Annotated in this window: 20 protein-coding genes; 11 read left to right on the top strand and 9 right to left on the bottom strand. The window is 53.2% G+C overall.

All coding sequences use genetic code 11. The annotated features are described in order from the left end of the window. Window positions 1-42: 42 nt before the first annotated feature. Complete coding sequence (locus tag CYQ09_RS06180; protein ID WP_239495858.1) at window positions 43-468, bottom strand: hypothetical protein; 426 nt, start codon at window positions 466-468, stop codon at window positions 43-45. Window positions 469-516: 48 nt separating this feature from the next. Here CYQ09_RS06180 and CYQ09_RS06175 point away from each other — a divergent pair, with 48 nt between their 5' ends. After that, on the top strand, window positions 517-1,248 hold the full coding sequence (locus CYQ09_RS06175) for a Crp/Fnr family transcriptional regulator (protein ID WP_106744489.1): 732 nt from the start codon (window positions 517-519) through the stop codon (window positions 1,246-1,248). Between the two features lie 105 nt (window positions 1,249-1,353). Here the strand turns inward: CYQ09_RS06175 and CYQ09_RS06170 are convergent, their stop codons facing one another. Both CYQ09_RS06170 and CYQ09_RS06165 read right to left on the bottom strand, forming a co-directional pair. Continuing rightward, the gene (locus CYQ09_RS06170) at window positions 1,354-2,121 is read right to left on the bottom strand and encodes an MBL fold metallo-hydrolase (protein WP_106744488.1); all 768 of its coding nucleotides are present in this window, start codon (window positions 2,119-2,121) and stop codon (window positions 1,354-1,356) included. Between the two features lie 98 nt (window positions 2,122-2,219). Then, window positions 2,220-2,969 carry a DsbA family protein gene (locus tag CYQ09_RS06165; protein WP_106744487.1) on the bottom strand — a complete coding sequence of 250 codons (750 nt, stop codon included), beginning with the start codon at window positions 2,967-2,969 and terminating at the stop codon, window positions 2,220-2,222. 116 nt (window positions 2,970-3,085) lie between these two features. Here CYQ09_RS06165 and CYQ09_RS06160 point away from each other — a divergent pair, with 116 nt between their 5' ends. From CYQ09_RS06160 to prfB, 4 genes are all read left to right on the top strand, one after another. After that, a complete protein-coding gene (locus tag CYQ09_RS06160) occupies window positions 3,086-4,231 on the top strand; it encodes a pyridoxal phosphate-dependent aminotransferase (protein ID WP_106744620.1) in 1,146 nt (381 codons plus the stop codon). Then, complete coding sequence (locus CYQ09_RS06155) at window positions 4,228-5,370, top strand: N-acetylmuramoyl-L-alanine amidase (RefSeq protein WP_106744486.1); 1,143 nt, start codon at window positions 4,228-4,230, stop codon at window positions 5,368-5,370. The genes CYQ09_RS06160 and CYQ09_RS06155 overlap by 4 nt, the downstream gene beginning before the upstream one ends. Before the next feature lie 98 nt (window positions 5,371-5,468). Beyond that, window positions 5,469-7,988 (top strand): penicillin-binding protein 1A, encoded by a 2,520-nt coding sequence (locus tag CYQ09_RS06150; RefSeq protein WP_106744485.1) that lies wholly within the window; start codon window positions 5,469-5,471, stop codon window positions 7,986-7,988. Between the two features lie 71 nt (window positions 7,989-8,059). Further along, window positions 8,060-9,184 carry a peptide chain release factor 2 gene (gene prfB, locus CYQ09_RS06145; protein ID WP_106744484.1) on the top strand — a complete coding sequence of 375 codons (1,125 nt, stop codon included), beginning with the start codon at window positions 8,060-8,062 and terminating at the stop codon, window positions 9,182-9,184. 194 nt (window positions 9,185-9,378) lie between these two features. Here prfB and CYQ09_RS06140 read toward each other — a convergent pair whose 3' ends face one another. The 5 genes from CYQ09_RS06140 to bcp form a co-directional block, all read right to left on the bottom strand. Beyond that, window positions 9,379-10,470, bottom strand: a complete 1,092-nt coding sequence (locus CYQ09_RS06140; RefSeq protein WP_162617578.1) for a LysM peptidoglycan-binding domain-containing protein — start codon at window positions 10,468-10,470, stop codon at window positions 9,379-9,381. 222 nt (window positions 10,471-10,692) lie between these two features. After that, window positions 10,693-11,199, bottom strand: coding sequence for a bactofilin family protein (locus CYQ09_RS06135; RefSeq protein ID WP_106744482.1), 507 nt, complete (start codon window positions 11,197-11,199; stop codon window positions 10,693-10,695). After that, window positions 11,189-12,496 (bottom strand): M23 family metallopeptidase, encoded by a 1,308-nt coding sequence (locus CYQ09_RS06130; protein ID WP_106744619.1) that lies wholly within the window; start codon window positions 12,494-12,496, stop codon window positions 11,189-11,191. The genes CYQ09_RS06135 and CYQ09_RS06130 overlap by 11 nt, the downstream gene beginning before the upstream one ends. Window positions 12,497-12,655: 159 nt before the next feature. Beyond that, window positions 12,656-13,468 (bottom strand): ferritin-like domain-containing protein, encoded by an 813-nt coding sequence (locus CYQ09_RS06125; protein WP_106744481.1) that lies wholly within the window; start codon window positions 13,466-13,468, stop codon window positions 12,656-12,658. Next, complete coding sequence (gene bcp / locus CYQ09_RS06120; RefSeq protein WP_106744480.1) at window positions 13,465-13,932, bottom strand: thioredoxin-dependent thiol peroxidase; 468 nt, start codon at window positions 13,930-13,932, stop codon at window positions 13,465-13,467. Before bcp ends, CYQ09_RS06125 begins: the two co-directional genes overlap by 4 nt. 84 nt (window positions 13,933-14,016) lie before the next feature. Between bcp and CYQ09_RS06115 the strand changes: the two genes are divergently transcribed. The 6 genes from CYQ09_RS06115 to uvrA all read left to right on the top strand — a co-directional run bounded on the left by CYQ09_RS06115 (window position 14,017) and on the right by uvrA (window position 24,930). Then, window positions 14,017-17,307 carry an AsmA-like C-terminal region-containing protein gene (locus tag CYQ09_RS06115; RefSeq protein WP_239495857.1) on the top strand — a complete coding sequence of 1,097 codons (3,291 nt, stop codon included), beginning with the start codon at window positions 14,017-14,019 and terminating at the stop codon, window positions 17,305-17,307. Then, entirely contained in the window at window positions 17,307-18,362 is a 1,056-nt protein-coding gene (gene queA / locus CYQ09_RS06110) for a tRNA preQ1(34) S-adenosylmethionine ribosyltransferase-isomerase QueA (protein ID WP_106744479.1), read from the top strand. Before CYQ09_RS06115 ends, queA begins: the two co-directional genes overlap by 1 nt. Before the next feature lie 96 nt (window positions 18,363-18,458). After that, window positions 18,459-19,727 carry an MFS transporter gene (locus CYQ09_RS06105; protein ID WP_106744478.1) on the top strand — a complete coding sequence of 423 codons (1,269 nt, stop codon included), beginning with the start codon at window positions 18,459-18,461 and terminating at the stop codon, window positions 19,725-19,727. Between the two features lie 117 nt (window positions 19,728-19,844). After that, window positions 19,845-20,426: a DUF924 family protein gene (locus CYQ09_RS06100; protein ID WP_106744477.1), complete on the top strand. Its 582-nt coding sequence runs from the start codon at window positions 19,845-19,847 to the stop codon at window positions 20,424-20,426. 103 nt (window positions 20,427-20,529) lie between these two features. Then, window positions 20,530-21,924 carry a dihydrolipoyl dehydrogenase gene (lpdA, locus tag CYQ09_RS06095; protein ID WP_106744476.1) on the top strand — a complete coding sequence of 465 codons (1,395 nt, stop codon included), beginning with the start codon at window positions 20,530-20,532 and terminating at the stop codon, window positions 21,922-21,924. Between the two features lie 147 nt (window positions 21,925-22,071). After that, entirely contained in the window at window positions 22,072-24,930 is a 2,859-nt protein-coding gene (gene uvrA, locus CYQ09_RS06090) for an excinuclease ABC subunit UvrA (protein WP_106744475.1), read from the top strand. A 14-nt stretch (window positions 24,931-24,944) separates the two neighbouring features. Here the strand turns inward: uvrA and mmsB are convergent, their stop codons facing one another. Then, complete coding sequence (gene mmsB / locus CYQ09_RS06085; RefSeq protein WP_106744474.1) at window positions 24,945-25,814, bottom strand: 3-hydroxyisobutyrate dehydrogenase; 870 nt, start codon at window positions 25,812-25,814, stop codon at window positions 24,945-24,947. Between the last annotated feature and the right edge of the window lie 11 nt (window positions 25,815-25,825).

Raw genomic sequence — 25,825 nt, 5'->3', positions numbered from 1 at the left:
TTCTGGCGCGCACCGGAGCATGTGTGACACTACACATTGGTCTTAGCCAGCTATCGCTTTTAGCTCTTTGTGGATCAACTGTTCGGTAAAGGGGCGGATCAACATCCCCCAGCCCATGGAGCGGACTTTGTGTTCGTCAGCGGCCCCCGCCGTCAAAATAATATGCGCGCCAAGTTCGTTAAGAATTTTATGAAGGTTCATTTCTATCACATCGTCATAGCCGCATTCGAGAAAGGCCGCAGAAACATTTTTCTCGCTCGCTAGGTTTGAAACCACCTCACTGATGTGTCTGACACGTATCACGCGGCACGGCCCAAGAGATTGAAGCGCTCCTTCTATATCTTCAGCGATTAAAAAGTCACTCTCTTGCAACAAGAAAATGGGCTTGGCCGGTGTTTCCGGTGTCGGCGATCCCGCAGAGGGCGCGATAGGTGTGGTAAGGTCATTCATTCGTTTTAGGTGGAACATATATTGTCGCCGCGCATTAAACTACGACATATCGGAGAGGAATTATTTATGAACACGCGGTGTCAGAACTGCCCCCTAAGAACCAGAGACATTTTCGATCCTATGACTGATCGCGAGATTGCGTTTATGCAGAAATTCAAGTCTGGCGAGCTTGAAGTCGATGCAGGAACAACTTTGATGATGGAGGGATCGAACAGCCCGCAGCTTTATACACTCCTTGAGGGAATGGGGTTGCGGTACAAGTCCCTCGAAACCGGGGAAAGGCAGGTTATTAACTTTATTCTACCGGGCGATTTCATTGGTCTTCAGGCGGGGGTGATGAGCGAAATGAAGCATTCAGTCGAGGCCACAACACGCATGAAACTGTGTGTGTTCGATAGAAAGATGCTTTGGACGATGTTCCGTGATCATCCAGATAGAGCCTTTGACCTAACTTGGCTCGCTGCAGTGGAAGAACATTTTCTGGGCGAGAGTTTAGCCATTCTTGGACATATGGAGGGGATCGCACGAATTGCGCGCGCTTTTGTGCAATTATTTGATCGTGCGGCTGCTCTTGGTATGATCAAGGGAGCAAAGATGCCTTTGCCATATCGCCAGCAAGACCTTGCAGACGCGCTTGGTTTGTCACTTGTACACACAAATAAAACTTTGAAGTTGCTGCGTGAGGACGGCGTGGCCGTATGGCGTGACGGATCCCTCAATATCCTTGATTACAAGCGTCTTTGTAGCATCGCACAGCTAGAAGCTGATCGCGAGCCTATGACGCGACCACTGATCTGATGGTCAGGTGAGAACCTGTTGATTGCATTAGTCCGCAGAGCGATAGATTTTGCCCCAGCAGCTATATTTTCCGCAGGGCAGTAAATACTGCCCTGCGGTTTTGGTTTAGCTGTACCAGCCACCCATTTTAACTTCTGTTTCGCCCTCTAAGACCTGTGCGAATTCTTCGGGGTCTTGTGTGCCTCCGTCGCGGCCCCGGTAGTGGTAGGGGTAGACGTAGGTGGGGGCGAATTCGGCGACGGCTGATGCTGCGGCGTTCAGGTCCATAGTGAACGGCAGGTTCATGCAAACAAAGGCCACGTCGATATTTTCTAGCGCGCGCATTTCGGGGATGTCCTCGGTATCGCCAGAAATATAGACGCGTAGCCCATCGACAGACACGACATATCCGTTGTCGCGGCCTTGTGGGTGAAAGTTAAGCCTATCTTCGGTGATGTTATATGCTGGAATTGCTTCGACTCCGATTTCACCAGCACGTGCAGATTCGCCATTTGCGATGGCCGTTGTTTGGGCCTGTAGGTTTTCGGGCAGCATGTCATACACAGCTGGGTTTGCGATCATCGCGGTTTGTTCGGTTGCCAAGGCTGCCAGTGTTTCAGCGTTATAATGGTCGCCATGTTCATGTGTAATAAGGATGAAATCTGCAGCGGGCATGTCTTCGTAAAGCACAGCGTCACCGACCGGATCGACATAGACGACCCCTGCTGGTGTCTCCATCACGAATGATGCGTGGGCGATCGGGTGAATAGTGACCGCGCCATTGACGGTGTCAAAGCTGTCTGCGCTGTGTCCAGCGGCATGTAAGCGGAAGGGCAGTAGGGTAACAGTTCCCATAGCTGCGGCGGTGCGTAGAAAGGTACGACGTGTTGTCATTGTCCAGCTCCTTGTTGGTGCAATAATTATCAGCGAGACTTAGCCCGTTGAAGCATATTGTCGACCACAGCTTACTGACGATCACGTGAACTTTGCAACTATTCTCGTATTTCGGCGACGATCTGTTCCATTGCGTCCAGCGGCACATACCCGCGCAGCAACTGGTCCTCTATCACAAATGTCGGTGTGCCAGAGATTTGCATTTGTTGGCCTAATTCGCGATTTTTGCTGATGATTGCGGTGACCTCGTCTGAATCCATTTGTGCGATGATCGCTTCGGAATCGAGCTCTAGAATGTCGGCTAACCGCGTCATGCTGACCTGCGTTATGTCCCCGCGAAATTCCATCAGCGTGTCGTGCACGCTCTTGTATGCTTCGTCACCTGCGACCAATTGTGTGGCTATGGCAAAACGTGCAGCGAGCACGGATTGTTCACCCAAGATAGGGTATTCTTTGACGATAAAGCGGATATTTGCATCAGAAGCGAGCAGCGCCTCGACATCCGGGAAGGCACGTTTGCAATAGCCACAGCGGTAATCCATGAACTCGACAATGGTAATGTCACCGGCTGGGTTGCCGCCGACATATGAATGACGATCATTGAACAGTTCATCAGCATAGTTTTCGATCAGCTGGTTGTCGGTGACGACTTGTGCTTGCTGCTCGCGCTGTTGAAGGACTGTGATTGCTTCTTGCAAGACCTCAGGATTTTCGAGCAGGTATGCCCGTACCTCTGACCGAAATGCGTCTCGTTGTGCGTCGGTCATCGCATCCAGTTCGAGAGCGGCGACAGGACTGGTCATGGCAAACATGATTGGCAAGGCAAAGCGAAGGGGCATCTGGGTCATCTCGTTAACATAATTTCGTGAACGACAGACCATATATGCCGACGTTTGCCAAGGTCCATTGACGTCACATGCTGGTGACAGGCAAACAGGGCCAAAGCAATTCGGTAGGCAGGCACATGCGACATTCAACTCGGGGCGAGGTTGACCCATTCATAGTTATGGACGTAATGGAGGCTGCCCGCAAAGCGGAAGCTGCCGGACGACACATCATTCATATGGAGGTCGGTCAGCCAAGCACTGGGGCACCAGAAGGCGCGCGTAAAAAGCTGATCGAGGAATTGGATGATCCGCTTGGTTACACGGTCGGTCTTGGGCTGCCGGAACTGCGGGCGCGGATCGCCCAACATTATGGCGAATGGTATGATGTCGATCTTGATCCATCACGCGTTGTCGTGACAAGCGGCGCTTCGGGGGCATTTTTGCTCGCGTTTTCAGCGCTTTTTGACAATGGCGAACGTGTTGGGCTGGGGACGCCGTGTTATCCATCGTATCGCCAAATTCTAAAGGCCGTCGGTCTTTTACCCGTCGATATCCCAACTACGTTTGCCCAGCGGTTTCAACCTTTGCCGGGCGATGTTGCTGACCATGACCTTGCCGGGTTGATCGTTGCATCCCCTGCGAATCCAACGGGAACTATGCTGGATCAGAATTCTTTGACGGCACTTTCTGATGCATGTCAGGCGGCCGATGCTGCGCTGGTGTCTGATGAAATTTACCACGGTATTGATTACGACACAGCCCCTGTTTCTGCCTTGCAAGTTACGGACGAGGCTTATGTTGTGAATTCGTTTTCGAAGTATTTTTCAATGACCGGGTGGCGTGTCGGTTGGATGATTGTGCCAGATGACCACGTGCGCCGGGTCGAACGGCTGGCGCAGAACATGTTTATCTGTGCGCCGCACGCGGCACAGCGCGTTGCGTTACATGCGATGGATTGCACAGACGAGTTGGAACAAAACAAGGCAGTCTATGCCGCGAACCGATCTTTGATGATTGATGGGTTGCGGGCGGCTGGACTTACTCGTTTTGCGCCGCCTGACGGCGCCTTTTATATCTATGTCGATGTTTCTGAATACACTGATGATGCGCTGAAATTTGCAGCAGAGATACTGGATGAAGCGGGGGTAGCCGTGACGCCTGGGCTTGATTTTGACGCCACACGAGGACACCATTGGCTGCGGTTTTCTTATGCGCGTGGGACAGATGATATCCGCGAAGGTCTGGATCGCATCGCCCGCTTCATGAAAGCGCGCCAGCCGTGATCCGTCTGCTTTGTCTGTTGATCTGCCTTTCCACCGCAGCTGGGGCACAGGTTTATATCGATCCCGAACGTACCGAAGTCAAAGACGGGTGGTGGCAGCTGCAGGTTGCTGTTGGACTATCAACTGTGACCCCTTATCGATTGTTTACGCTTGATAATCCTAGGCGTCTTGTCGTTGATTTTCAAAATACGAGTTGGCCAGAGGTGGCGCCAGATCAGTTGCTGTCAGGTGATCGTGCAACGGGATTACACTTTGGTGCGCTAGATGCGACGTGGTCGCGGATGGTGGTCGATCTTGCTGGTCCAATGCGTGTAAAAGAGGCCGCGATGACCCGCTCTGATGTCGGGGCGGACCTGTCTATTGTTCTAAAACGTACCGGCGCCGATGAATTCGCTGCCAGCGCTGGTGCGCCTGCACAGGCGAATGTTTTTGAACCGGTTCCGGTCCCTTCAATGGATTCTAATGACAAGGATTTTGTGGTGGTGATCGATCCGGGGCACGGCGGCATTGATCCTGGCGCACAGCGTGGTGGCGTCAAAGAGGCGGATTTGATGCGTTTGCTGGGGTTGGAAGTCGCGCAGGCATTAAACCAGATCGACGGAATTCGTGCGGTGCTGACCCGCGACAGCGATGTATTTGTGCCGCTTGACGCGCGTGTAACTTTTGCCCGATCTGCTGGCGCGGGGTTGTTCATATCCTTGCACGCAGATGCGCTTGAGGAAGACGAGGCGAGCGGCGCGTCCGTCTACACCCTGTCAAAGGGAGGCGGATCATCTGCATCCCAACGCATGGTCGAGCGCCATGAACGTGGCGATCTGTTGGCGGGTGTCGATTTGGTTGATCATAGCGACCGCGTGGCGACGTTGCTTATGGATTTGGCGCGGTCTGAAACCGGACCGCTGGGGCGGCAATTTGCCGACAGGTTGATCGCTGAGATGCGGGACGCCGGTGTGCGTGTGAATAGCCGGCCCCACCGTGAAGGGCAGTTGGCAGTGCTATCTGCTGCAGATTTTCCCAGTGTTCTGATCGAAGTAGGGTTTCTTTCTAATGCTAGAGACCGCGCGCAACTGACTGATAGCTCAAGCCGGGCGCGGATCGTTTCCGCAATTGGGGCAGCTGTTGTCGGTTTCGCGCCGTAAGATGTGATCGCCGCAGGCGGTTTAGCGCATTTGGCCTTTTGACCATTCAACGGTGGCCGCGTATAAGCGCAGCCGAAACTATAGGACTTAGATCACACGTGCTGCGCTTCATTTTCTCTTTCATCGGTGGGATTTTTACCCTGCTGACCATGGGCCTTATTATGGGCGCGCTGACGCTTGGCGGTGTTTTTTACATGTATGGCCAAGATTTGCCGACATATGAAACGCTTGCGCGCTATCAGCCGAAAACTATCAGCCGGATCTATTCCAACGAAGGGCAGATTATCGACGAATTCGCGGCTGAACGCCGTTTGTTTACGCCTGCTGAAGAAATTCCTGACATTGTAAAACAGGCGTTTATTTCTGCTGAGGATAAGAATTTCTATACGCACGGTGGCTATGATCCGCGTGGTATTTTGGCAGCGATCATTGAAGGTGTGACATCGCGTGGCGAAAACCTGCGTGGGGCTTCGACGATTACGCAGCAGGTGATGAAGAACTTCTTGCTTGATGGATCGACCACGCTGGAACGTAAGATTAAAGAAATCATCCTTGCAACGCGTATCGAAGGCGCGATGAGCAAAGAACAAATTCTTGAGCTTTATCTTACTGAAATTGATCTTGGGGTGCGGTCATTTGGTGTGACCGCAGCGGCGCGTTCGTATTTTAACAAACCTCTCTCCGCGCTTAGCCCGGCCGAGGCCGCGTTTCTGGCTGTGCACCCAAAGGCCCCGTATAGCTATCACCCAGTTCGAAATCGTGACGCGGCAATTGCCCGTCGTAACTTTATTTTGCGCGAAATGTTCGAAAATGGTTACCTGACACGAGACGAACTTACCGAAGCCCAAAATGACCCGCTGCGCACTGTGCAGAACGGCGATTTCCCAAGCTTTCAAGAAAGCCTACCGCCACGCGATTACTTTACCGATGAAATCCGCCGTCAGCTATCGCAAAACTTTGGTGAAGATGAATTCTTTTCGGGTGGCTTGTCGATCCGCGCGACCGTTGATCCAGAATTGCAGGTAAACGCGGCACATTCGCTTCAGCGGGCATTGGAGGAATTCGATCGTGGGACTGGTGAATGGCGCGGGACCGGCGTGACAATTCCAGAGGAACAGCTAGGGTCCGAAGACCTATGGCGCGCGGCGCTCAGCGATACAAATATTCCGCGTGATATCGATCTTGAATCTCATTGGTACGCGGCGGTAGTTCTTGCTGTTGAAGAAAACCAATTGCGCCTTGGGATCGAAAACGCTGTTGAAAACGAGGCCGAGCCCTTTGTGGTGCCGCGCCGTGATATTGAATGGATGCGCGGCAACTTCTTTGATAATTTTACTGTTGGCGACGTGGTTCACGTGCGCCGTATGACATCCGATGATGATGGTTCGTTTATCCGTTGGTCATTGCGTCAGGTTCCTGAAGTGCAGGGCGGCTTTATGGCAATGGACGTAAACACTGGTCGTGTTATCGCGATGCAAGGTGGCTTTAGCTATCAGGATTCAGTATTCAACCGCGCGACACAGGCGCAGCGTCAGCCGGGATCGTCGTTTAAGCCGTTTGTTTATGCGGCCGCGCTTGATAGTGGGTATTCGCCGGCGACCATCGTTGTTGACGCGCCGATTACAATTAACACACCGCAGGGTGTGTGGCGGCCTAAAAACTCTTCCAATCAGTTTTATGGTCCAACGCCGCTGCGTACAGGGATTGAACGGTCGCGGAACCTGATGACGATCCGTCTTGCCCAAGAAATTGGTATGGATACTGTGGCCGCTTACGCTGAGAAATTCGGTGTATATGAAAGTATGAACCAAGGTTTAGCTGCTTCATTGGGCGCAGATGAAACTACATTGTTCAAGATGGTTGCAGCTTATGCGATGTTTGCGAACGGTGGTGAACGTGTGGAGCCAACATTGGTTGACCGCGTGCAAGATCGCTACGGCAATACTGTCTATCGTCACGATCAGCGTATCTGCGAAGATTGTGAAAATGCGTATATTCCTGCGGGCTTTGCGCCGCGGATCGTATCAAACCGTGACCGGGTAATGAACGAAATCACGGCCTATCAGCTGACATCAATGATGCGTGGCGTGGTTGAACGTGGGACGGCAAGCCGCGCGATCAATTTGCCCGTGCCGATTGCTGGTAAAACAGGGACCACCAACGACGCAAAGGATGTGTGGTTCATTGGTTTTTCTTCAAACATCGTTGCTGGTTGTTATATTGGCTACGATACCCCACGTACGTTGGGGCGCAGCGCATCTGGCGGTGGTATTTGTGGGCCAGTGTTTAACCGCTTTATGACTGAAGCAATCGAACATTATGGTGCCGGACCGTTTACGCCACCCGAAGATTGTCAATTTATTAATATTGACCGTTACAGCGGAGCACGCTTGCCTGACGGAACTTCGGGTGAAAATGTCATTGCGGAATGTTTCCGTCCGGGTGAAGAACCGCTATTTGGTATCATGTTTGATGGTGGCTTCGCGATGGGCGGGGATCTTCCGTTGTTTGATGAAGTCCCACGTCAAGGTCGCCAAGTCACGACTTCGACTGGTGAAACAGCAACGGTTGGGCCAAAGGCAACCTTTGGTACACTTTCGACAGGTGGTCTTTACTGACCACCTGCTTGTCGGCGGGCGTGGCCCACTGTAAGAACCACTGATAATTCATTCACGTAAGTAGGTGCATCATGCGCGCAGAAATCCAGACAACCGTGGAAGCGATCGAAAAGTCGCTGAACCTGCTTGCGCAGCGCATGGACCGCGAAACCGCGCCACATCGGCTAGAGGAATTCAACGCCCGCGTTGAAGATCCGACACTGTGGGATGACCCTGACGCAGCGCAAAAACTGATGCGCGACCGACAACTGCTGGTCGATGCGATGGCCAATTATGATGGGATCGCCCAAGAATTGGCTGACAATGTTGAGCTAATCGAATTGGGTGAAATGGAAGACGACGCCGAGGTCGTGACAGAAGCCGAAAACGGTATTCTGGCTTTACGCGAAAAAGCGGCCCAAAAAGAGCTTGAGGCATTGCTGGACGGCGAAGCCGATGCCAACGATACGTTTCTTGAAATCAACGCGGGTGCGGGTGGTACAGAAAGCTGTGATTGGGCAAATATGCTGGCGCGGATGTATGTGCGTTGGGCCGAGAAAAAAGGCTATAAAGTTGAACTGCAATCCGAGCAGTCCGGCGACGAAGCGGGCATCAAATCCGCGTCGTATAAAATTAGTGGGCACAACGCCTATGGCTGGCTGAAATCCGAAAGCGGTGTGCACCGTTTGGTACGCATTTCGCCGTTTGATAGTGCTGCAAAACGCCATACTTCGTTTACGTCGGTCAAGGTCTATCCGGTCGTCGACGATAATATCGAAATCGAAGTAAACCCGTCAGATATTCGTTTGGACACCTACCGGTCGTCTGGTGCTGGTGGTCAGCACGTGAACACCACGGATTCGGCTGTACGTATCACGCACTTTCCAACAGGCATCGTTGTGACGTCATCGGAAAAATCGCAGCACCAAAACCGGGACATTGCGATGAAGGCTTTGAAGTCACGCTTGTATCAAATGGAACTTGATAAGCGGTCTACCTTGGTTAATGAGGCCCATGAAAACGCGGGTGACGCGGGCTGGGGGAACCAAATCCGGTCATATGTGCTTCAGCCCTATCAGATGGTCAAAGATCTGCGGACAAGTTTTGAAACGTCGGACACCAAAGGTGTTCTTGACGGTGATCTCGATGGCCTGATGGGCGCGACTTTGGCTATGGATGTATCCGGCAAGAGCCGTGCAGAGGCAAACGCAGAGTAAGTTATCCTAGGCATATCATGATTTCCGATAGGGTGCTTTGGCCAATCGGGCGGACATGTCAGACAATAAAAGCCGATCGTGCAACAAATCACTTTCGTAAATTTTTGTGGCTCTGGTGGGTGCAGTAATTTCGATGGTTTCGACATAAAAAAGGGCGCTCAAGAGCGCCCTTTTCAGATTGGTATAAATGCCGATTACTGCATTTGTGACCGGTGTGCTGATAGGTGGCGGTTCACGATTTCGAACCACTGGCCGTCTGCTTTGATTGACGCGATACCGCTGTTCATCATCGCAAGCATTTCTTCACGATTTGGGTTGGACTTTGCAATCACTGGGCTAAGGTTCAGGACTTTGGTCAGCTGTTCGTTTAGCATGATTTGGTCTTGTGCACCTAGTTCCAGAACCGCGCCTTGGCCCGGGTCAACCGCGATGACAACCACGTCATATGTACCGTCTAGCAAACCAGCCATACAGCCAGTGATCAGGCCTTCTTGACCGAACGAGATTGTCGGCTCTACCAGACCGTCTTCTTCAAGAACAAATGTCTCATAACCGTCGGGGCGGCAGATGCTTTTGCCTGCAAGTTCGGCGTGCGTCGCAGGGAGAGGTTCGCCAGCGCGGCCGAAATACCCAAGCAGGATTTCGAACATCGGGTCAGACCATTCAAAGTTGTTGCAACGGAACTTTGCGTCGTCGCCAAGTTGATCGATCAGATCGCAGGGTGGTTCGTACCAAGCTGTTGCAAAGTCATAGGCGTTGTCAGTCAACAGGGGCTGCAAGTGCGAACCCCAGTCGTTGATAAAGTCGATCTTGTATTCGGGGTTACCATCAGCGGCGGCAAGTGCGACGTTGGTAAGCTCGGTGATCATGCCGCCTTGTTCTTGGCTTTCGTCAAAGTAGGGCGCCCAGTCAGTCGCTGTCACAACGCGAATGCCGTTGCCTGTTGGGGCGGCAAGTTGTTCGGTTGTAACGACTTTACGAATAACAGCTTCATTTGCTTGGGATTCGGTTTGGCCGTCAAGGCAGGGGATATAGATCACTTGGCCGAGCGAAATGAGACCAGGATTGGGACCGATGGCTTCCGCATTCGCGCTATAGATGATTTGGAAATCTGACGCTGATCCGTAAACTTTTGCGGCAATGCCGGACAGTGAATCGCCAGTCGCAATGGTATAGGGGCCGCCACAGGATACATCTTGGGCCGCCGCGCTATGTGCCGAAATCGTAAATCCGATGGCTGCAACACCAACGGAAAGTGCCCGCAACGCGGGTTTGAAATAGTTCACTGGTTTCTCCATATGTGACCGGTCTTAATTTTATAGTGACTAGATAATCAAAGATACTTTGGAACAACTTAAAAGATCGTCGAAACAAGCGGCTGAAATCAGACCGGTTCGCGGCATTTTTCTGGCAATTACGCTCTATTCAAAAGAGTTAAAGGTTTTACCCTTAAACGAGAAAAGGCGCCCAGCAGGGCGCCCTTTTGCGTATCCACTAGTGCCTAATAATTAGGATTTAGGGCTGTCCGCAGCCGCAGCCGCGGCTGTTGGCATCTTTTTTGAACCGGTAGACAGTGGATCATCCTGACGCTGAACTGAGCCTTCAAAGTGTGCGCCGCTTTCGATTGCGATTGTTTTGTGAATGATGTCGCCTTCGACGCGCGCTGTTGATGTCAGACGAACCTTAAGGCCACGTACACGTCCAACCACACGGCCATTAACGACAACATCATCAGCGACGACTTCGCCTTTAATTGTAGCGCCTTCGCCAACCGTCAGCAGGTGCGCGCGAATATCGCCTTCGACCTGACCTTCAACCTGAATGTCGCCGCTGGTTTTTAGGTTACCAGTGATCAACAGATCGGAAGACAGAACAGACGCTGCCGGCTTTGCTTTGGGTGGAGATGCCTTGAAGTCCGAACCTGATGCAGTGCCTTTGGGCGCATCAGCGGCTTTGGGTGTTTCAGTGTCGGCCGATTTGGGCCCAGGTTCATTGATTTTGGATTTAGAAAACATCTTGTCCAGCTCTTATATAGATCATGGGGTTAACGGGCTCGCCTCCGACGCGAACTTCGTAGTGAAGGTGTGGGCCAGTCGAGCGACCTGAATTGCCCATATCACCTATTCGATCGCCGCGCGAGACTCTTTGCCCGACGGTCACGTTCATTGCACTTAAGTGTGCGTATCTTGTCTCAATACCAAAGTCGTGTTGGATTTTAATGAGCCGTCCATAACCGCTCGACCATCCGGCATGTACGACACGGCCATCAGCGGTGGCGTAGATGGGGGTTCCGATTGGGCCCGCAAAATCTGTACCAGCGTGTAGACGCCCCCAGCGCTGGCCAAAGCCCGAGGTAAAGCGGAAATTTGCCTTCACCGGGATATCGAATGGCGCCTTTTCGGCGGCAATGCGGTAAAGGTTTATGCGATCCATCGACGACAATATGGCATTAGCACGCAGTGCGTCGGGATCAGGTTCACCGCCGCGCGTCGAGAACTGGATCGGAGTAAGAGGTCCACCTTGTCCTGAATATCCGCGACGCACCTGATCAATCATGCTTTCGGGGTTCATGCCCGCCGCGCGGAACATATCATCAAGTGGCTCGACGGAAACCAACATAGCTTCTTCAAGTTGGCGGAAAATCTGGTCGTTGCGTTCTTGAAGAAGACGCAATTCAAGTTCAACCTCTTGGGCATGGCTGATTGCGAATTCGGCATCAGCGGCGATCAAGTCACGTTCTGCGGCTGTTTCGGCCAAGGCATTGGCAAGCAGATCAACTGTGCCGACAGCCTCTTCGCTGATAGCGGCAACCGCGTCGGGATCAACGTCTTCGGTCAATGTCGCGACTTGTGCGCGGGCTTCTTCGCGGGCTTTCATTGTATCGCGTAACGTGGATTGCACCACATCCAGCCCGGTTTCTAACTCGCGTCGTTTTTCCTCGGTGGCGAGCAATTCAGACTGCATGATCGAAATCTGACGCAGCGCTGAGTTAAAGCGTTCTTGGGCGGCAGCCGCTTCTTGGGCACGCGTATCGCGTTCTGAAGAAAGTGCGTTTAGCCGCTGTTCATAGGTCATCTGGTCGCGTTGCGCTTGGGCGCGGAAATTGCCGGCACCAATACTATCCATCAACAAGATAGCAGTGGCGACAATCGTCCATGCCACAACAACCGTACAGCCGATCCAAGCGATAAGCTGTGTCTCCGACTTGAGCCGGATGAACCTTGTTTCTGAATCTGATCTCAGGAAAAGGCGGCGTTCTGGGAACCAACGTTCCAAAACGGTATGAATTTTTTTTGTCAGGCGTGATCGCACGATGAGGTCCTGTGTCGTCCCATTGATATTTGCTGGTCCCCACACCAGCGCTGCATATGTCTGTAAGCAGGCAAACGTCGCGCTGCAAGAAATTTGCGCACTGCCTGCGGGAACACGCCACCGGTGGTTGTGAGTGCGCGAAGCGCCGCCGTATTTGGCCTATTTCTTGTGCTGATCCGCCAATGGCCAATAGAAATCGGGCGGAATCCCTGCTTCTGCGCGCTTTTCTTCGTTGAAAGGCGGTTTCAATGACGAATGAAAATATTTGCGGACAAGTTCATGAAACACCCCGGTCGGGTCCAGATCATGACGCCCACACAAAAAGTTGAACCATTTCGACCCATAAGACACGTGATGCACTTCTTCTGCATAGATGGTTTCAAGCGCCGCGACGGCTGATTTGTTTTTTGCCTGTTTGAAGATGTTGATCATGCCCGGTGTCACGTCTAGCCCGCGCGCCTCTAGGACCATGGGGACAACAGCGAGCCGCCCCATCAGATCATCTACGGTATCTTCGGCTGCACGCCACATGCCTGCATGTGCGGGCAAAGCGCCATAGTAGCTGCCCAACTCCTCAAGGCAATCACACATCAGGTTAAAGTGTTTCGATTCCTCATCGGCGGATTTCACCCAATCATCGTAATAGCCAAGTGGTAGTTGGATATGTGCAAAACGCGGGATGATGTCCCAGTGCAAATCAATCGCGTTTAGTTCGATATGCGCAACCGCATGCAAAAGCGCGATCCGTCCTTCTTCGGTGCCGGGTTTGCGATGCGGCACATCGCGCGGGTCTAACAGTTCTGGCTTTTCTGGTCTGGCTGGGCGCAGCGGTGGTTTCGCATCGCCGATTTCCGGAGGTGTGCCGTTTGCGCGCGCCGCGCGCCATTGGGCAGCGTATTCGCGTGATAGCGCAGCTTTTGCGCGACCGTCCGCAGTGTTGAGAACGGCAACAGCCATTTCCGAAAGGGTCATAGATCGCGTACCGCTTGCAGGACATCTTCGACGTGACCGGGAACACGTACTTTGCGCCATACCTTTGCGATGTTACCATCGGCACCAATAAGGAATGTCGCGCGTTCGATTCCCATAAATGTTTTGCCATACATCTTTTTCTCGACCCAGATGCCATAGCGTTCGCAGACGTCACCGTCTTCGTCGGACAAGAGCGCGATTTTTAGGTTCTGTTTGGCGACGAAATTATCGTGTTTTTTGACCGAATCTTTGGAAACACCAAGGATAACGGTGTTCAGCGCATCGAAGTCAGCAAAATTTTCCGTGAAACCGATGGCTTCTTTGGTGCAGCCCGGCGTGTTGTCGCGCGGGTAAAAGTATACAACCACATTTTTGCCTGCGAAGTCTGCCAAGTTCACAATTTCGCCGCCGTCTCGGGGCAGGGTGATGTCCGGTGCTTTGTCGCCGACAGAAAGAAGGGTCATGATGCGTCCTTTTGTACGTTGTGCTTTTGTTTTAACTCGGCACAAGCAAAGATAAAGGGCCAATGCCCCTAAAGCGGAGAGATCGTGGACGAAACCGAAGACCAAACCCAAACCGAACCGACCGGTAAACCTTGCAAGCGTTGGGGGCGGTGGTTGTTTTGTTTGCGTGCGCTTTTTGTGATTTGTCTTGCTCCGGTGATTTTTGTCGGTGTCGCTGCGGTGATGATGATCAATCGCGAAATCACGGCGCCGTCTTGGATCGTTGAACAGATTGAAACGCGTGCATCCGAAGTGTTGGACGGTGCACAGCTAGAGTTTGGGACAATTACCGCACGTATCGGCCGTGATCTACATCCACATGTACGACTGGTTGATACACGTTTGTTCGACCGCGATGGTGTGATGTTGACCCGCGTTCCTGTTGTCGAAGGTATGATGTCTCCGCGTGGGTTGATCTTGCGTCGCGAAGTCATGATGCAAGAAATTCGTCTTGTTGGTGCACAAATTAATCTGCGCCGCGCGCGCGATGGGACTGTCGCTGTTGCCTTGGCATCGGATGCCGCAGAGGTCAGCCAGGCGCGATCCATTCCAGAGCTTTTAGACCAACTTGATCAGGTGTTTGAACGCCCGCAGTTGGAAGCATTGGAAACTGTGAGCGCGGCGGGGCTGATTGTAAACTTTGATGATGCGCGTGCGCGGCGCAGTTGGGTCGTGGATGGCGGTACGCTTGCGTTGGATTTACGCGATGGTGAAACCGCGTTGCGCGGAAACCTTAGCCTATTGTCCGGCCGTGCAGAGGTGACGACCGTTACGCTTTCTTACAGTAGCCCGCGCGGAAGCCGTGCTGCGCAGCTTGCCGTGAATATCGACGACGCCATAACAAGTGACATTGCGGCGCAGTCGCCCGCGTTAACTTGGTTGCGCGATGTCGAAGCCCCGATTTCAGCGGCATTGCGGACTGAATTGGACGAAAACGGTGCGCTTGGCCCGCTGAGCGCGACATTGGAAATTGGTCAAGGCGCGTTGCAGCCAAACGAAGCGACGCAGCCAGTACAGTTTGATTCCGCCAAGGCGTATCTAACTTACGATCCCGTACATGATAAAATTTCGTTCACAGATATCGCATTGGAAACAGAGTGGGGCAGCTTGCGCGCGAACGGAGATGCGTATCTGCGTGAAATTGTCGATGGGCTGCCGCGTGCGCTTTTGGGGCAGTTCCATTTTCGGGACGTCGCGCTGAACCCGCTAGGGCTTTATGAGGTGGCACCAACGGTTGAAGCCGCCTCGGTTGATCTTCGGTTGCGGTTCGATCCGTTTCGGATTGAAATTGGACAGATGGTGGTCAGTAACGATGGATTGCAAGTGCTTTCCAGCGGGAGCCTGACCGCTGCAGATGATGGTTGGATCGGCACATTCGACAGTAGCATCAATGAAATTTCCCCAGATGAATTGCTGGCGTTTTGGCCGCCAACTGTTAAGCCGCGCACCCGAAATTGGATTTCACAGAACCTTTCGCAAGGCCAAGTGATCAATGGAAACGTGGGCCTTCGTGTTGCCCCCGGGCGCCGCCGCGATGTTGCGTTGGGATTTGAGTTCGAAGATGCAGATATTCGTTTCCTGCGCCAGATGCCGGTCATTAACGGTGGCGCTGGCGTTGCATCTATCATTGACCACCGATTTGTTGTGACCTTGGACAAGGGCATTGTCGTGCCATCCCAAGGTGGTCCAATTGATGTCACGGGTACAACCTTTACCATTCTTGATACCCGCGAAAAGCCAAGCAATGGCGTTGTCGATTTGGCGCTTGACGGTTCTGTGACCTCTGTCCTGTCGGTCCTGAACGAAGAACCGTTTACGTTTATGGATAAAGCCGGACAACCAGTTACCCTTGCCGATGGGCGGGCAGACGTCAGCGGGCAGATTACTTTTCCATTACGACGTGGATTGAAGTTAGATGAACTTGGGCTTGATGTTCGTGCTGACTTGCGGGGCGTGCGCAGTGATGTGTTGATACCCGGTCGTGGCTTCGCAGCAGCACGGCTTGAGGTTGCGGTAAACAATGAGGGGCTGACAATTAGCGGCCCTGTGCGTTTGGGGGGCGTGACTGCTGATGGCGCTTGGACCCAGCGGTTTGGGGCTGAACATGCCGGTCGCAGTCAGGTTTCGGCACGCGTTGCGCTTTCTCAGGCGTTTATGGACGAATTTAAAATTGGGCTGCCGCCTGGGACGATCAGCGGTGACGGGCGGGGTGATCTGACACTTGACCTGACAAAGGGGCAGCCACCCGCATTTTCGCTTGTTTCTAACCTGCGTGGTTTGCGTGTTGCAATTCCGGCCGTTGGCTGGGTGAAGCCTGCAGACCAAGACGGAAATCTGCGCATTGCAGGCACGCTGGGTGCCGTTCCGTCAGTCGATCAGTTACGGGTAAGCGGCGCTGGATTGACTGCCGAAGGTCAGATAGGGCTGTCTGCTAATGGTGGACTTGATACCGCACGATTTACGCGGCTTGAAATCGGGAATTGGTTCGATGCGCCGATTACGCTGCAAGGGCGCGGGCAGGGGCAGCCAGTTGGAGTTGTGATCAACGGCGGTCGTTTGGATCTACGCCGTGCCAGTTTTGGCGCAAGCACAGGCGAGGGTGGGCCGATGCAGATCGCCCTTGATCGGTTGCAAATCACCGAGGGTATTGCGCTAACCGCCTTTAGCGGGAACTTTAACGGGGCTGGCGGGTTCTCGGGGCAATTTCGGGGGGAGCTGAATGGCGCGGCGCTGGTCGAAGGCGTCGTTGCACCAAGGAACGGCAGGTCTGCCGTCCGTTTAAGCAGTGATGATGCCGGATCTGTCATTCGCGCCGCAGGTTTTATGGATAACGCGACCGGTGGTGACGTGACACTGATCTTGCTACCTGCCGGTAGCGAGGGCACGTTTGATGGCACGCTTTCGGTAAGTGATCTGCGCGTACGTAATGCGCCAACGATTGCTGCGCTTTTGGATGCGATCAGCGTGGTTGGCCTGTTACAGCAATTGGATGGGCAGGGGCTTCGATTTGACGATGTGGATGCAAAGTTCCGGCTGACACCACACGAAGTCATCGTGTCAGAAGCCAGCGCCGTTGGTCCGGGCCTTGGCATTTCGATTGATGGCATCTACACGCTGGCCAGCAAACAGATTGATCTGCAGGGCGTTGTGTCTCCGTTTTATTTGGTGAACAGCATTGGTTCTTTTCTGACCCGCAGGGGGGAAGGGCTGATTGGGTTTAACTTTAATATCGGCGGTACATCAGACGCACCAAGGGTCAGCGTAAACCCATTATCGGCACTGACACCGGGCATGTTCCGGGAAATCTTTCGCCGCGCGCCACCGGAAACGAATTGATGAAGCTAAGTGACTTTGATTTTGAGCTGCCCGAGGAATTGATCGCGACACGTCCCGCGCGCCCACGGAGTTCAGCCAAGCTGCTGCTTGCGGATGGAAATGGCGTCGCAGATCGCATTGTCTCGGATTTAGTGGACATTCTTCAACCGGGCGATCGGCTTGTTTTGAATGACACCAAGGTTATCCCTGCGCGCCTGACGGGCCAGCGTTTTCGCGACGGAGAGCATGGGTTAACCAGCTGTAAGATCGAAGTCACCTTGCTTGAGCCACGCTCATCAGGAGATTGGGCCGCACTTGTAAAGCCGTTGCGCAAAATTCGTGACGGCGAAACCATCGCGTTTTCGGAAGTGTTATCCGCGACTGTGACGGGCCGTGCAGATGGACAGGCGTTTTTGCAATTCAACCTGACAGGCGACGATTTTGATGCGGCCTTGGCTGATGTGGGGGCGATGCCTTTGCCGCCATATATTGCCGCGAAACGGCCAGCGGATGACGCGGATAAAGAAGATTATCAAACATATTGGGCCCGTAATGCAGGCGCTGTGGCTGCACCAACTGCATCGCTGCATTTCGACGGGCCGCTGCTGGATGCGCTTAGGGCGCGCGGTGTGGAATTTACCCACGTCACTTTGCATGTTGGAGCAGGGACATTCCTACCGGTGAAAGTTGATGACGTACGTGATCACAAAATGCATTCCGAATGGGGTGAGGTCACGGAACAGGCTGTTGACGAGATCAACGCCACCAAGGCCGCAGGCGGGCGCATTATTCCGGTCGGGACAACGGCGTTGCGATTGATCGAAACGGCGGCAAAGTCAGGTGCGTTGAAGCCGTGGGTGGGGCCAACCGATATTTTCATCACGCCGGGATTCCAGTTTCAGGTGACTGACGGGTTGATGACAAATTTCCATTTACCCAAGTCAACGCTAATGATGCTGGTGTCCGCGCTCATGGGTGTCCAACGTGTCAAAGACATCTATTCTCATGCAATTGGAACGGGTTACCGGTTCTTTAGTTACGGCGACGCATCACTGTTGTTGCCAACAAAACCTTAAGCGACGCGAACAAGCAAGACAGCGTCGTTTTCGTGTGATGAACTTGGACCAGAATCATCCATAGGAGCGATCTGCCAACACACGAAGGGGCGCACGATGTTACAGGTTTTTACTGGCTCATGGGCCTTGTTCGTAGGCATGTTTATGCTGATGGTCGGAAACGGCCTTCAAGGGACATTGTTAGGTCTACGCGGCGACCAAGAAGGATTTAGCACGCTTGCGTTATCCATCGTCATGTCGGCCTATTTTGTCGGCTTTTTGTTTTCTTCGCGGTACACGCCAGAATTGATTCGTCGTGTTGGCCATGTGCGTGTGTTTGCGGCTATGGGTTCTTTGATTTCTGCCGTTCTGATTTGCTATCCAGTGCTGCTGGAACCGTGGGCTTGGACGATTGGCCGGGTCATCATCGGTTTTTGTTTTTGCGGTGTGTATATCACTGCTGAAAGCTGGTTGAACGATGCATCGAGCAATGAAACCCGCGGTAAGGCACTGTCGGTTTATATGATTGTGCAAATGGCGGGGATCGTGTTTGCGCAGTGGATTCTAAGCCGCGGCGATGTTTCTGGCTATATTCTTTTTATCATCCCGTCTGTGCTGGTATCCTTGGCGTTTGCACCGGTGCTTTTGTCTGCGCGGCCGATGCCCGCGTTTGAGGCAACAAAGCGTATGAAAATAAAAGAGCTGATTTCAGCTTCGCCGCTTGCCTGCTTTGGGATGTTTATGTTGGGCGGCGTGTTTGCGGCACAGTTTGGTATGTCTGCTGTATACGGTAACCGCGTTGGGCTAACTGTTGGTGAAATCTCTTTCTTTGTATCAGCGATCTATGTTGGCGCATTGGTGTTGCAGTATCCAATTGGCTGGCTGTCGGATCGTTTGGATCGCCGCTTTTTGATCATCGGTGTTGCTTTGATCGGTGGCTTTGGGTCGCTTGCCGCATATTTTGTTACCGACAGCTTTGCAGTCATCGTTTTTAGTGGTGCTATCGTCGGGGGGATGTCTAACCCGCTTTATGCTCTGCTTTTGGCTTACGCGAACGATTACCTCGAAAAAGAAGACATGGCCGCGGCCTCTGGCGGGTTCTTGTTCGTCAATGGCGTTGGGGCGATCGCGGGGCCGCTAATCGTTGGTCGTATGATGGATGTGATTGGCAATAGCGGCTATTGGCTGTTTACGGCGGCGTTGATGTTTGGGATCGGCCTATATGGGTTGTATCGGATCACACAGCGTAGCCGTGGCGATCTGGATGCCGAGGCCGTGCCGTATGTTCCAGTCTCTGCGGCGTCTACCGCCGTTGCGACCGAGGTTGCGCTTGAGGTTTATATTGAAGCTGGTGAAGAGGATGAAGAGACGCCACTTGCATCATAGTGATGCGTCTATGTCATGCTAAAGTCTGCTATTTTGTGCAGGTATGACTAACGGCTTGTCAGATAGCCTCATGTCTGCTTGGCTTAACTCAACGTTAGTTGGTTGAGGAGCAGAGCCATGGTAACCCCAGAAGAGGTGTTGGCGTTTTGGTTAGACGAATGCACGCCAGCAGATTGGTACAAATCGGATCCGGCGTTTGACGCGCTGATACGCGAACGATTTTTAGCGACGTGGGAAGAGGCGGACGCAGGCGCCTGTGGCTTATGGCTGACTTATCCCAGTGGCACGCTTGCCTACATCATCCTGACCGATCAGTTTCCGCGCAACATGTTCCGCGATCAAGGTAAGGCATTTGCGACTGATCGCGTTGCGCTCGCAGCGGCGAAGATGGCGATCGACCGCAATTGGGATATGAAAATTGATGAACCCGCGCGTCAATTTTTCTATCTGCCGCTCATGCATTCTGAATGTTTAAGTGACCAAGATCGCGCGGTCCGTTTGTTTCATTCTCAAATGCCGAAAAGCGGGGCAAACAATATTGATCACGCCTGTGCACATCGCACGGTGATCCGCGATTTTGGTCGTTTTCCATACAGAAACAAAGCATTAGGTCGCGAAACTACAGCGTCCGAGAAGGAATTCTTAGATGCTGGTGGTTACCGATCTGCTTATCAGGCTCAACTGGAAAGCGTTTCGTAATCTTCTTTGCGTAGATCAGATGCCTGTTATGACCCAAGGTCACTAGAGGTCCGCTGAAAAATAGTTTAGTGTTCAACTAATTTCAGATTTGGAGGATCAGCGCATGGCTGCGAAGAACTTTGACATGATCGTAATCGGCGCTGGCCCGGGTGGCTATGTGGCTGCAATCCGTGGTGCACAGCTAGGGCTGAACGTCGCTGTGATCGAGCGTGAAAACCTTGGCGGTATCTGCCTGAACTGGGGCTGTATCCCGACAAAAGCACTGTTGCGTTCGTCCGAGGTGTTCCACCTTATGCATCGTGCCAAAGAATTCGGTCTGTCGGCTGATGGCATTGGTTATGATCTGGATGCTGTGGTCAAGCGTTCGCGCGGTGTTGCCAAGCAGATGGAAGGCGGCGTGAAGCACCTTTTGAAAAAGAACAAGGTCACCGTCATTATGGGCGAGGCCACTATTCCGGCCAAAGGTAAGGTTTCGGTTAAATCTGAAGCCGGTAACGAAGAATTGACCGCTAAGAACATCATTCTGGCAACTGGCGCGCGTGCCCGCAATCTGCCGGGCCTTGAGGCTGATGGCGAACGCGTCTGGTCCTATCGTCATGCCTTGGTTCCGCCACATCAGCCCAAAAAGCTGTTGGTGATTGGATCTGGCGCGATCGGGATCGAATTCGCGAGTTTCTACAACACACTAGGCGCTGACACGACAGTGGTCGAAGTCATGGACCGTGTGCTGCCCGTAGAAGACGCCGAAATCAGCGCTTTCGCGAAAAAGCAGTTCGAGAAGCAGGGTATGAAGATCATGGAAAAATCCGTGGTCAAACAGCTTGATCGTACAAAAACCAAAGTAACGGCCCACATCGAAACGGGCGGCAAAGTTATCAAGGAAGAATTCGACACTGTGATCAGTGCCGTTGGCATCGTTGGTAACGTTGAAGGTCTGGGCCTTGAAGGCCTTGGCGTGAAAATTGACCGGACCCATGTTGTCACAGATGAATTCTGTCGCACTGGTGTTGATGGAATATATGCGATTGGCGACATCGCAGGTGCACCTTGGCTTGCCCATAAGGCATCGCATGAAGGTGTGATGGTTGCCGAAGTTATCGCAGGTAAGCACGCGCACCCCGTGAAACCGGAAAGCATCGCCGGCTGTACATATTGCTATCCGCAGGTGGCCAGCGTCGGATACACCGAAGCAAAGGCCAAGGAGCTTGGCTATGATGTGAAGGTCGGCAAGTTCCCATTCATCGGTAACGGTAAGGCCGTCGCGCTTGGTGAACCAGAAGGTTTGGTAAAGACAGTATTTGATGCCAAAACTGGCGAATTGCTGGGTGCGCATATGGTTGGTGCTGAAGTGACCGAATTGATCCAAGGCTATGTCGTAGGTCGTCAGTTGGAAACAACCGAAGAAGACCTGATGAACACCGTCTTCCCGCACCCCACATTGTCAGAGATGATGCACGAAAGCGTGCTGGCCGCTTACGGTAAAGCGATCCATATCTAAGCGTTTTGACTTTTTATGCGAAGGGCGGCTCTCGGTGGGCCGCCCTTTTTGCGTTTGATTTCGCTTGTTCTTCTAATGTTCTCATTTTTTGGTTGGATAGTTGGTATTCGTCTACTATCTGTTAACTGAATTTCCTGCGGGGGCCTCATGGCAGAGCTGAAGAACATCGAAGTGCGCGGCGCGCGCGAGCATAACCTTAAGAACATCGACGTGGATATTCCGCGTGATCAGCTGGTGGTTATCACCGGGCTGTCGGGTTCTGGGAAGTCGTCGCTAGCGTTTGATACCATCTATGCCGAAGGCCAGCGCCGCTATGTCGAAAGCTTGTCGGCCTATGCGCGGCAGTTCCTTGATATGATGGAAAAGCCCGATGTGGATCACATCAGTGGCCTTTCTCCGGCGATTTCGATTGAACAAAAGACAACGTCGAAAAACCCGCGCTCGACCGTGGGTACGATCACTGAAATTTACGACTACATGCGCCTGCTGTTCGCACGGGCAGGGACGCCGTTCAGCCCTGCGACTGGCCTGCCGATTGAGGCGCAGCAAGTTCAAGATATGGTCGACCGTGTCATGACATTAGAGGAGGGCACGCGCGGCTATCTGCTTGCCCCAATTATTCGTGACCGTAAGGGCGAGTATCGCAAAGAATTCCTAGAGCTGCGCAAGCAGGGTTTCCAGCGCGTAAAGGTCGACGGCGAATTCTATGAATTAGACGAGCCGCCGACGCTGGATAAGAAATTCCGCCACAATATTGATGTGGTGGTTGACCGGATCGTTGTGCGCGAAGGGTTGGAAACACGGCTGGCCGATAGTTTCCGCACTGCGCTTGATCTGGCTGACGGTATCACCGTTCTTGAAACAGCCCCATCTGAGGGCGAGCCAGAGCGTATCACATTTTCCGAAAACTTTGCCTGTCCGGTTTCTGGGTTTACCATCCCCGAGATCGAACCGCGTCTGTTTTCGTTCAATGCGCCTTTTGGTGCCTGCCCAAGCTGTGATGGGTTGGGGGTAGAGCTGTTCTTTGATGCAGGGCTTTGTGTGCCCGATGTGACGTTGAAAATCGCTGATGGTGCAATTGCACCGTGGCGCAAAGGCAAATCGCCTTATTTCTTGCAGACCATCGAGGCCATAGCAAAGCACTATGGTTTCAACAAGAATTCGCGCTGGAAAGACCTAGACCCAAAGGTGCAGAACGTCTTTTTGTACGGATCGGGCAAGGAAGAGATCAAGTTTCGCTATGACGAGGGTGGGCGTGTCTATCAGGTTGAACGTGCGTTCGAAGGCGTGATCCCGAATATGGAACGCCGCTATCGCGAGACGGACAGCAATTGGATCCGCGAGGATTTTGAGCAGTACCAGAACAACCGGCCTTGTGGCACCTGCGGCGGTTACCGTCTGCGCCAAGAAGCACTGGCCGTGAAGATCGGAGGTCTGCATGCTGGGCAGGTGGTCCAGATGTCAATCAAGGACGCCTATGATTGGTGCCTGGCGGTGCCTGATCAACTGACCGCGCAAAAGAACGAAATCGCCAAGGCGATCCTGAAGGAAATTCGCGAACGTCTTGGGTTCTTGAATAACGTTGGGTTGGAGTATCTGACGCTGGCGCGAAATTCGGGTACTTTGTCTGGTGGTGAAAGCCAGCGGATCAGGTTGGCGTCACAGATCGGGTCGGGCCTGCAAGGCGTGCTTTATGTGTTGGATGAGCCGTCGATCGGGTTGCACCAGCGTGACAATGACCGCCTGCTGACCACGCTGAAGAACCTGCGCGATCAGGGCAATACCGTCATCGTGGTAGAGCATGATGAGGAAGCCATTCGCGAGGCTGACTATGTCTTTGACATTGGTCCAGGTGCGGGTGTGCACGGTGGGCAAGTGGTGGCCAAAGGTACCCCCGCTGAAATCATGGCGAACGCTGCATCGATGACAGGACAATATCTAACGGGCACCCGCGAAATTGCCGTGCCGGCCAAGCGCCGCAAGGGTAACAAAAAGAAGCTGACGGTTGTGAAGGCGACAGGGAACAACCTTCAGAACGTCACTGTCGATTTCCCGCTGGGGCAGTTCGTTTGTGTGACAGGTGTTTCCGGTGGCGGGAAATCCACCCTGACGATTGAAACGCTGTTTAAGAATGCATCGCAAAAGTTGAACGGGTCGCGGCAGGCGCCAGCCCCATGTGAAACCATCAAAGGGTTCGAGCACCTGGATAAGGTGATCGATATTGACCAGCGTCCCATCGGGCGAACCCCTCGGTCAAACCCTGCGACCTATACGGGCGCGTTCACCCCGATCCGCGATTGGTTCGCTGGCATGCCTGAGGCCAAGGCGCGGGGCTATAAACCGGGCCGCTTTTCGTTCAACGTGAAGGGCGGGCGTTGCGAAGCCTGTCAGGGCGATGGTGTTATCAAGATCGAGATGCACTTCTTGCCCGATGTCTACGTGACTTGTGAAACCTGTAAAGGCGCGCGCTATAATCGCGAGACGCTTGAGATTAAGTTTAAGGGCAAGTCCATCGCCGATGTGCTTGATATGACAGTAGAAGATGCGCAGGAGTTCTTTAGCGTGGTGCCGTCGATCCGGTCCAAAATGGATGCGCTGATGCGCGTTGGTTTGGGCTATATTAAGGTGGGCCAACAGGCGACGACTTTGTCAGGTGGTGAAGCGCAACGCGTGAAACTATCAAAAGAACTGGCGCGCCAGTCCACGGGGCGCACACTGTATATCTTGGATGAACCGACCACTGGTCTGCATTTCGAAGATGTTCGCAAGCTGCTAGAGGTGCTGCACGAGCTGGTTGATCAGGGCAATTCGGTTGTTGTGATTGAACATAACCTCGACGTGGTAAAAACCGCTGACCACATCATCGACATCGGGCCAGAAGGCGGTGACGGTGGCGGACGGGTGGTTGCGACGGGCACACCGGAAAAGGTTGCCGAAGTCACCGAGAGCCATACAGGTCGTTATCTGAAAGAGATGCTAGGCCCCAAGACCGTCGCGGCAGAATAAATTGAAGCGTGGCATCAGTTTTCGTGATGCCGCGCGACGAACCGGGGTAGCATTGCCGAAAAGTCTTTGCCATGACCGTCTTCGTTTTCGACGAAATCTGCGTAAAGGTCGCGTGCGGCCTGCCCCATTGGCGTATCGGCGTCAGCGGCGGCGGCTGCCATTTGCGATAGGTTCAGGTCTTTGAGCATCAGCTCGGCCGCGAATCCGGGGGTGTAGTTGTTATCAGCGGGGCTGTTCGGTCCAATGCCGGGGGCAGGGCAATAGGTGTTCATGGACCAGCTTGATCCGCTGGATGTACTAACCACATCGAACATCGCTTGCCGATCAAGGCCTAGTTTATCCGCGAGCGCGAATGCCTCGCAGGTGGCAATCATAGTGACGCCAAGGATCATGTTGTTGCAAATTTTTGCGGCTTGACCACTGCCTGCATCACCGCAATGCACGGCCTTCTGACCCATGAGGTCGAACAGAGGTTGTATCGCTGAAAAGGCGTCTGGGGCGCCGCCAGCCATAAATGTAAGTGTGCCATTGCTGGCACCTCCGATACCACCCGAAACGGGTGCGTCCACGGCCTTTAGTCCGTGGGTGCTGGCCTGATCTGCGACATACCGTGCAGAGTCGACATCGACCGTCGAGCAGTCCAAATGAATTGACCCCGCAGGCATCGCCGGGTGAATTTCATTTGAGACTGATCGCAGTATTTCACCGTTAGGAAGCATGGTGATAACGACATCTGCGTCTTTGGCGGCCAGCGCGGCGCTTGCCACCAAAGGAATACCGTCAGGTTTAGCCGAAGGATCGTAGCCCGTAATGTCATGGCTACCTTGTAGATTACGGGCCATCGGAGTACCCATGTTGCCTAGACCAATAAACCCGATTTTCATCTTGTTCCCTC

The organism is Yoonia maritima, assembly GCF_002933395.1.
GTDB lineage: Bacteria > Pseudomonadota > Alphaproteobacteria > Rhodobacterales > Rhodobacteraceae > Yoonia > Yoonia maritima_A.
Note: the sequence above shows the minus strand (reverse complement) of the source record. Positions and strands in the feature narration are given on the sequence as shown.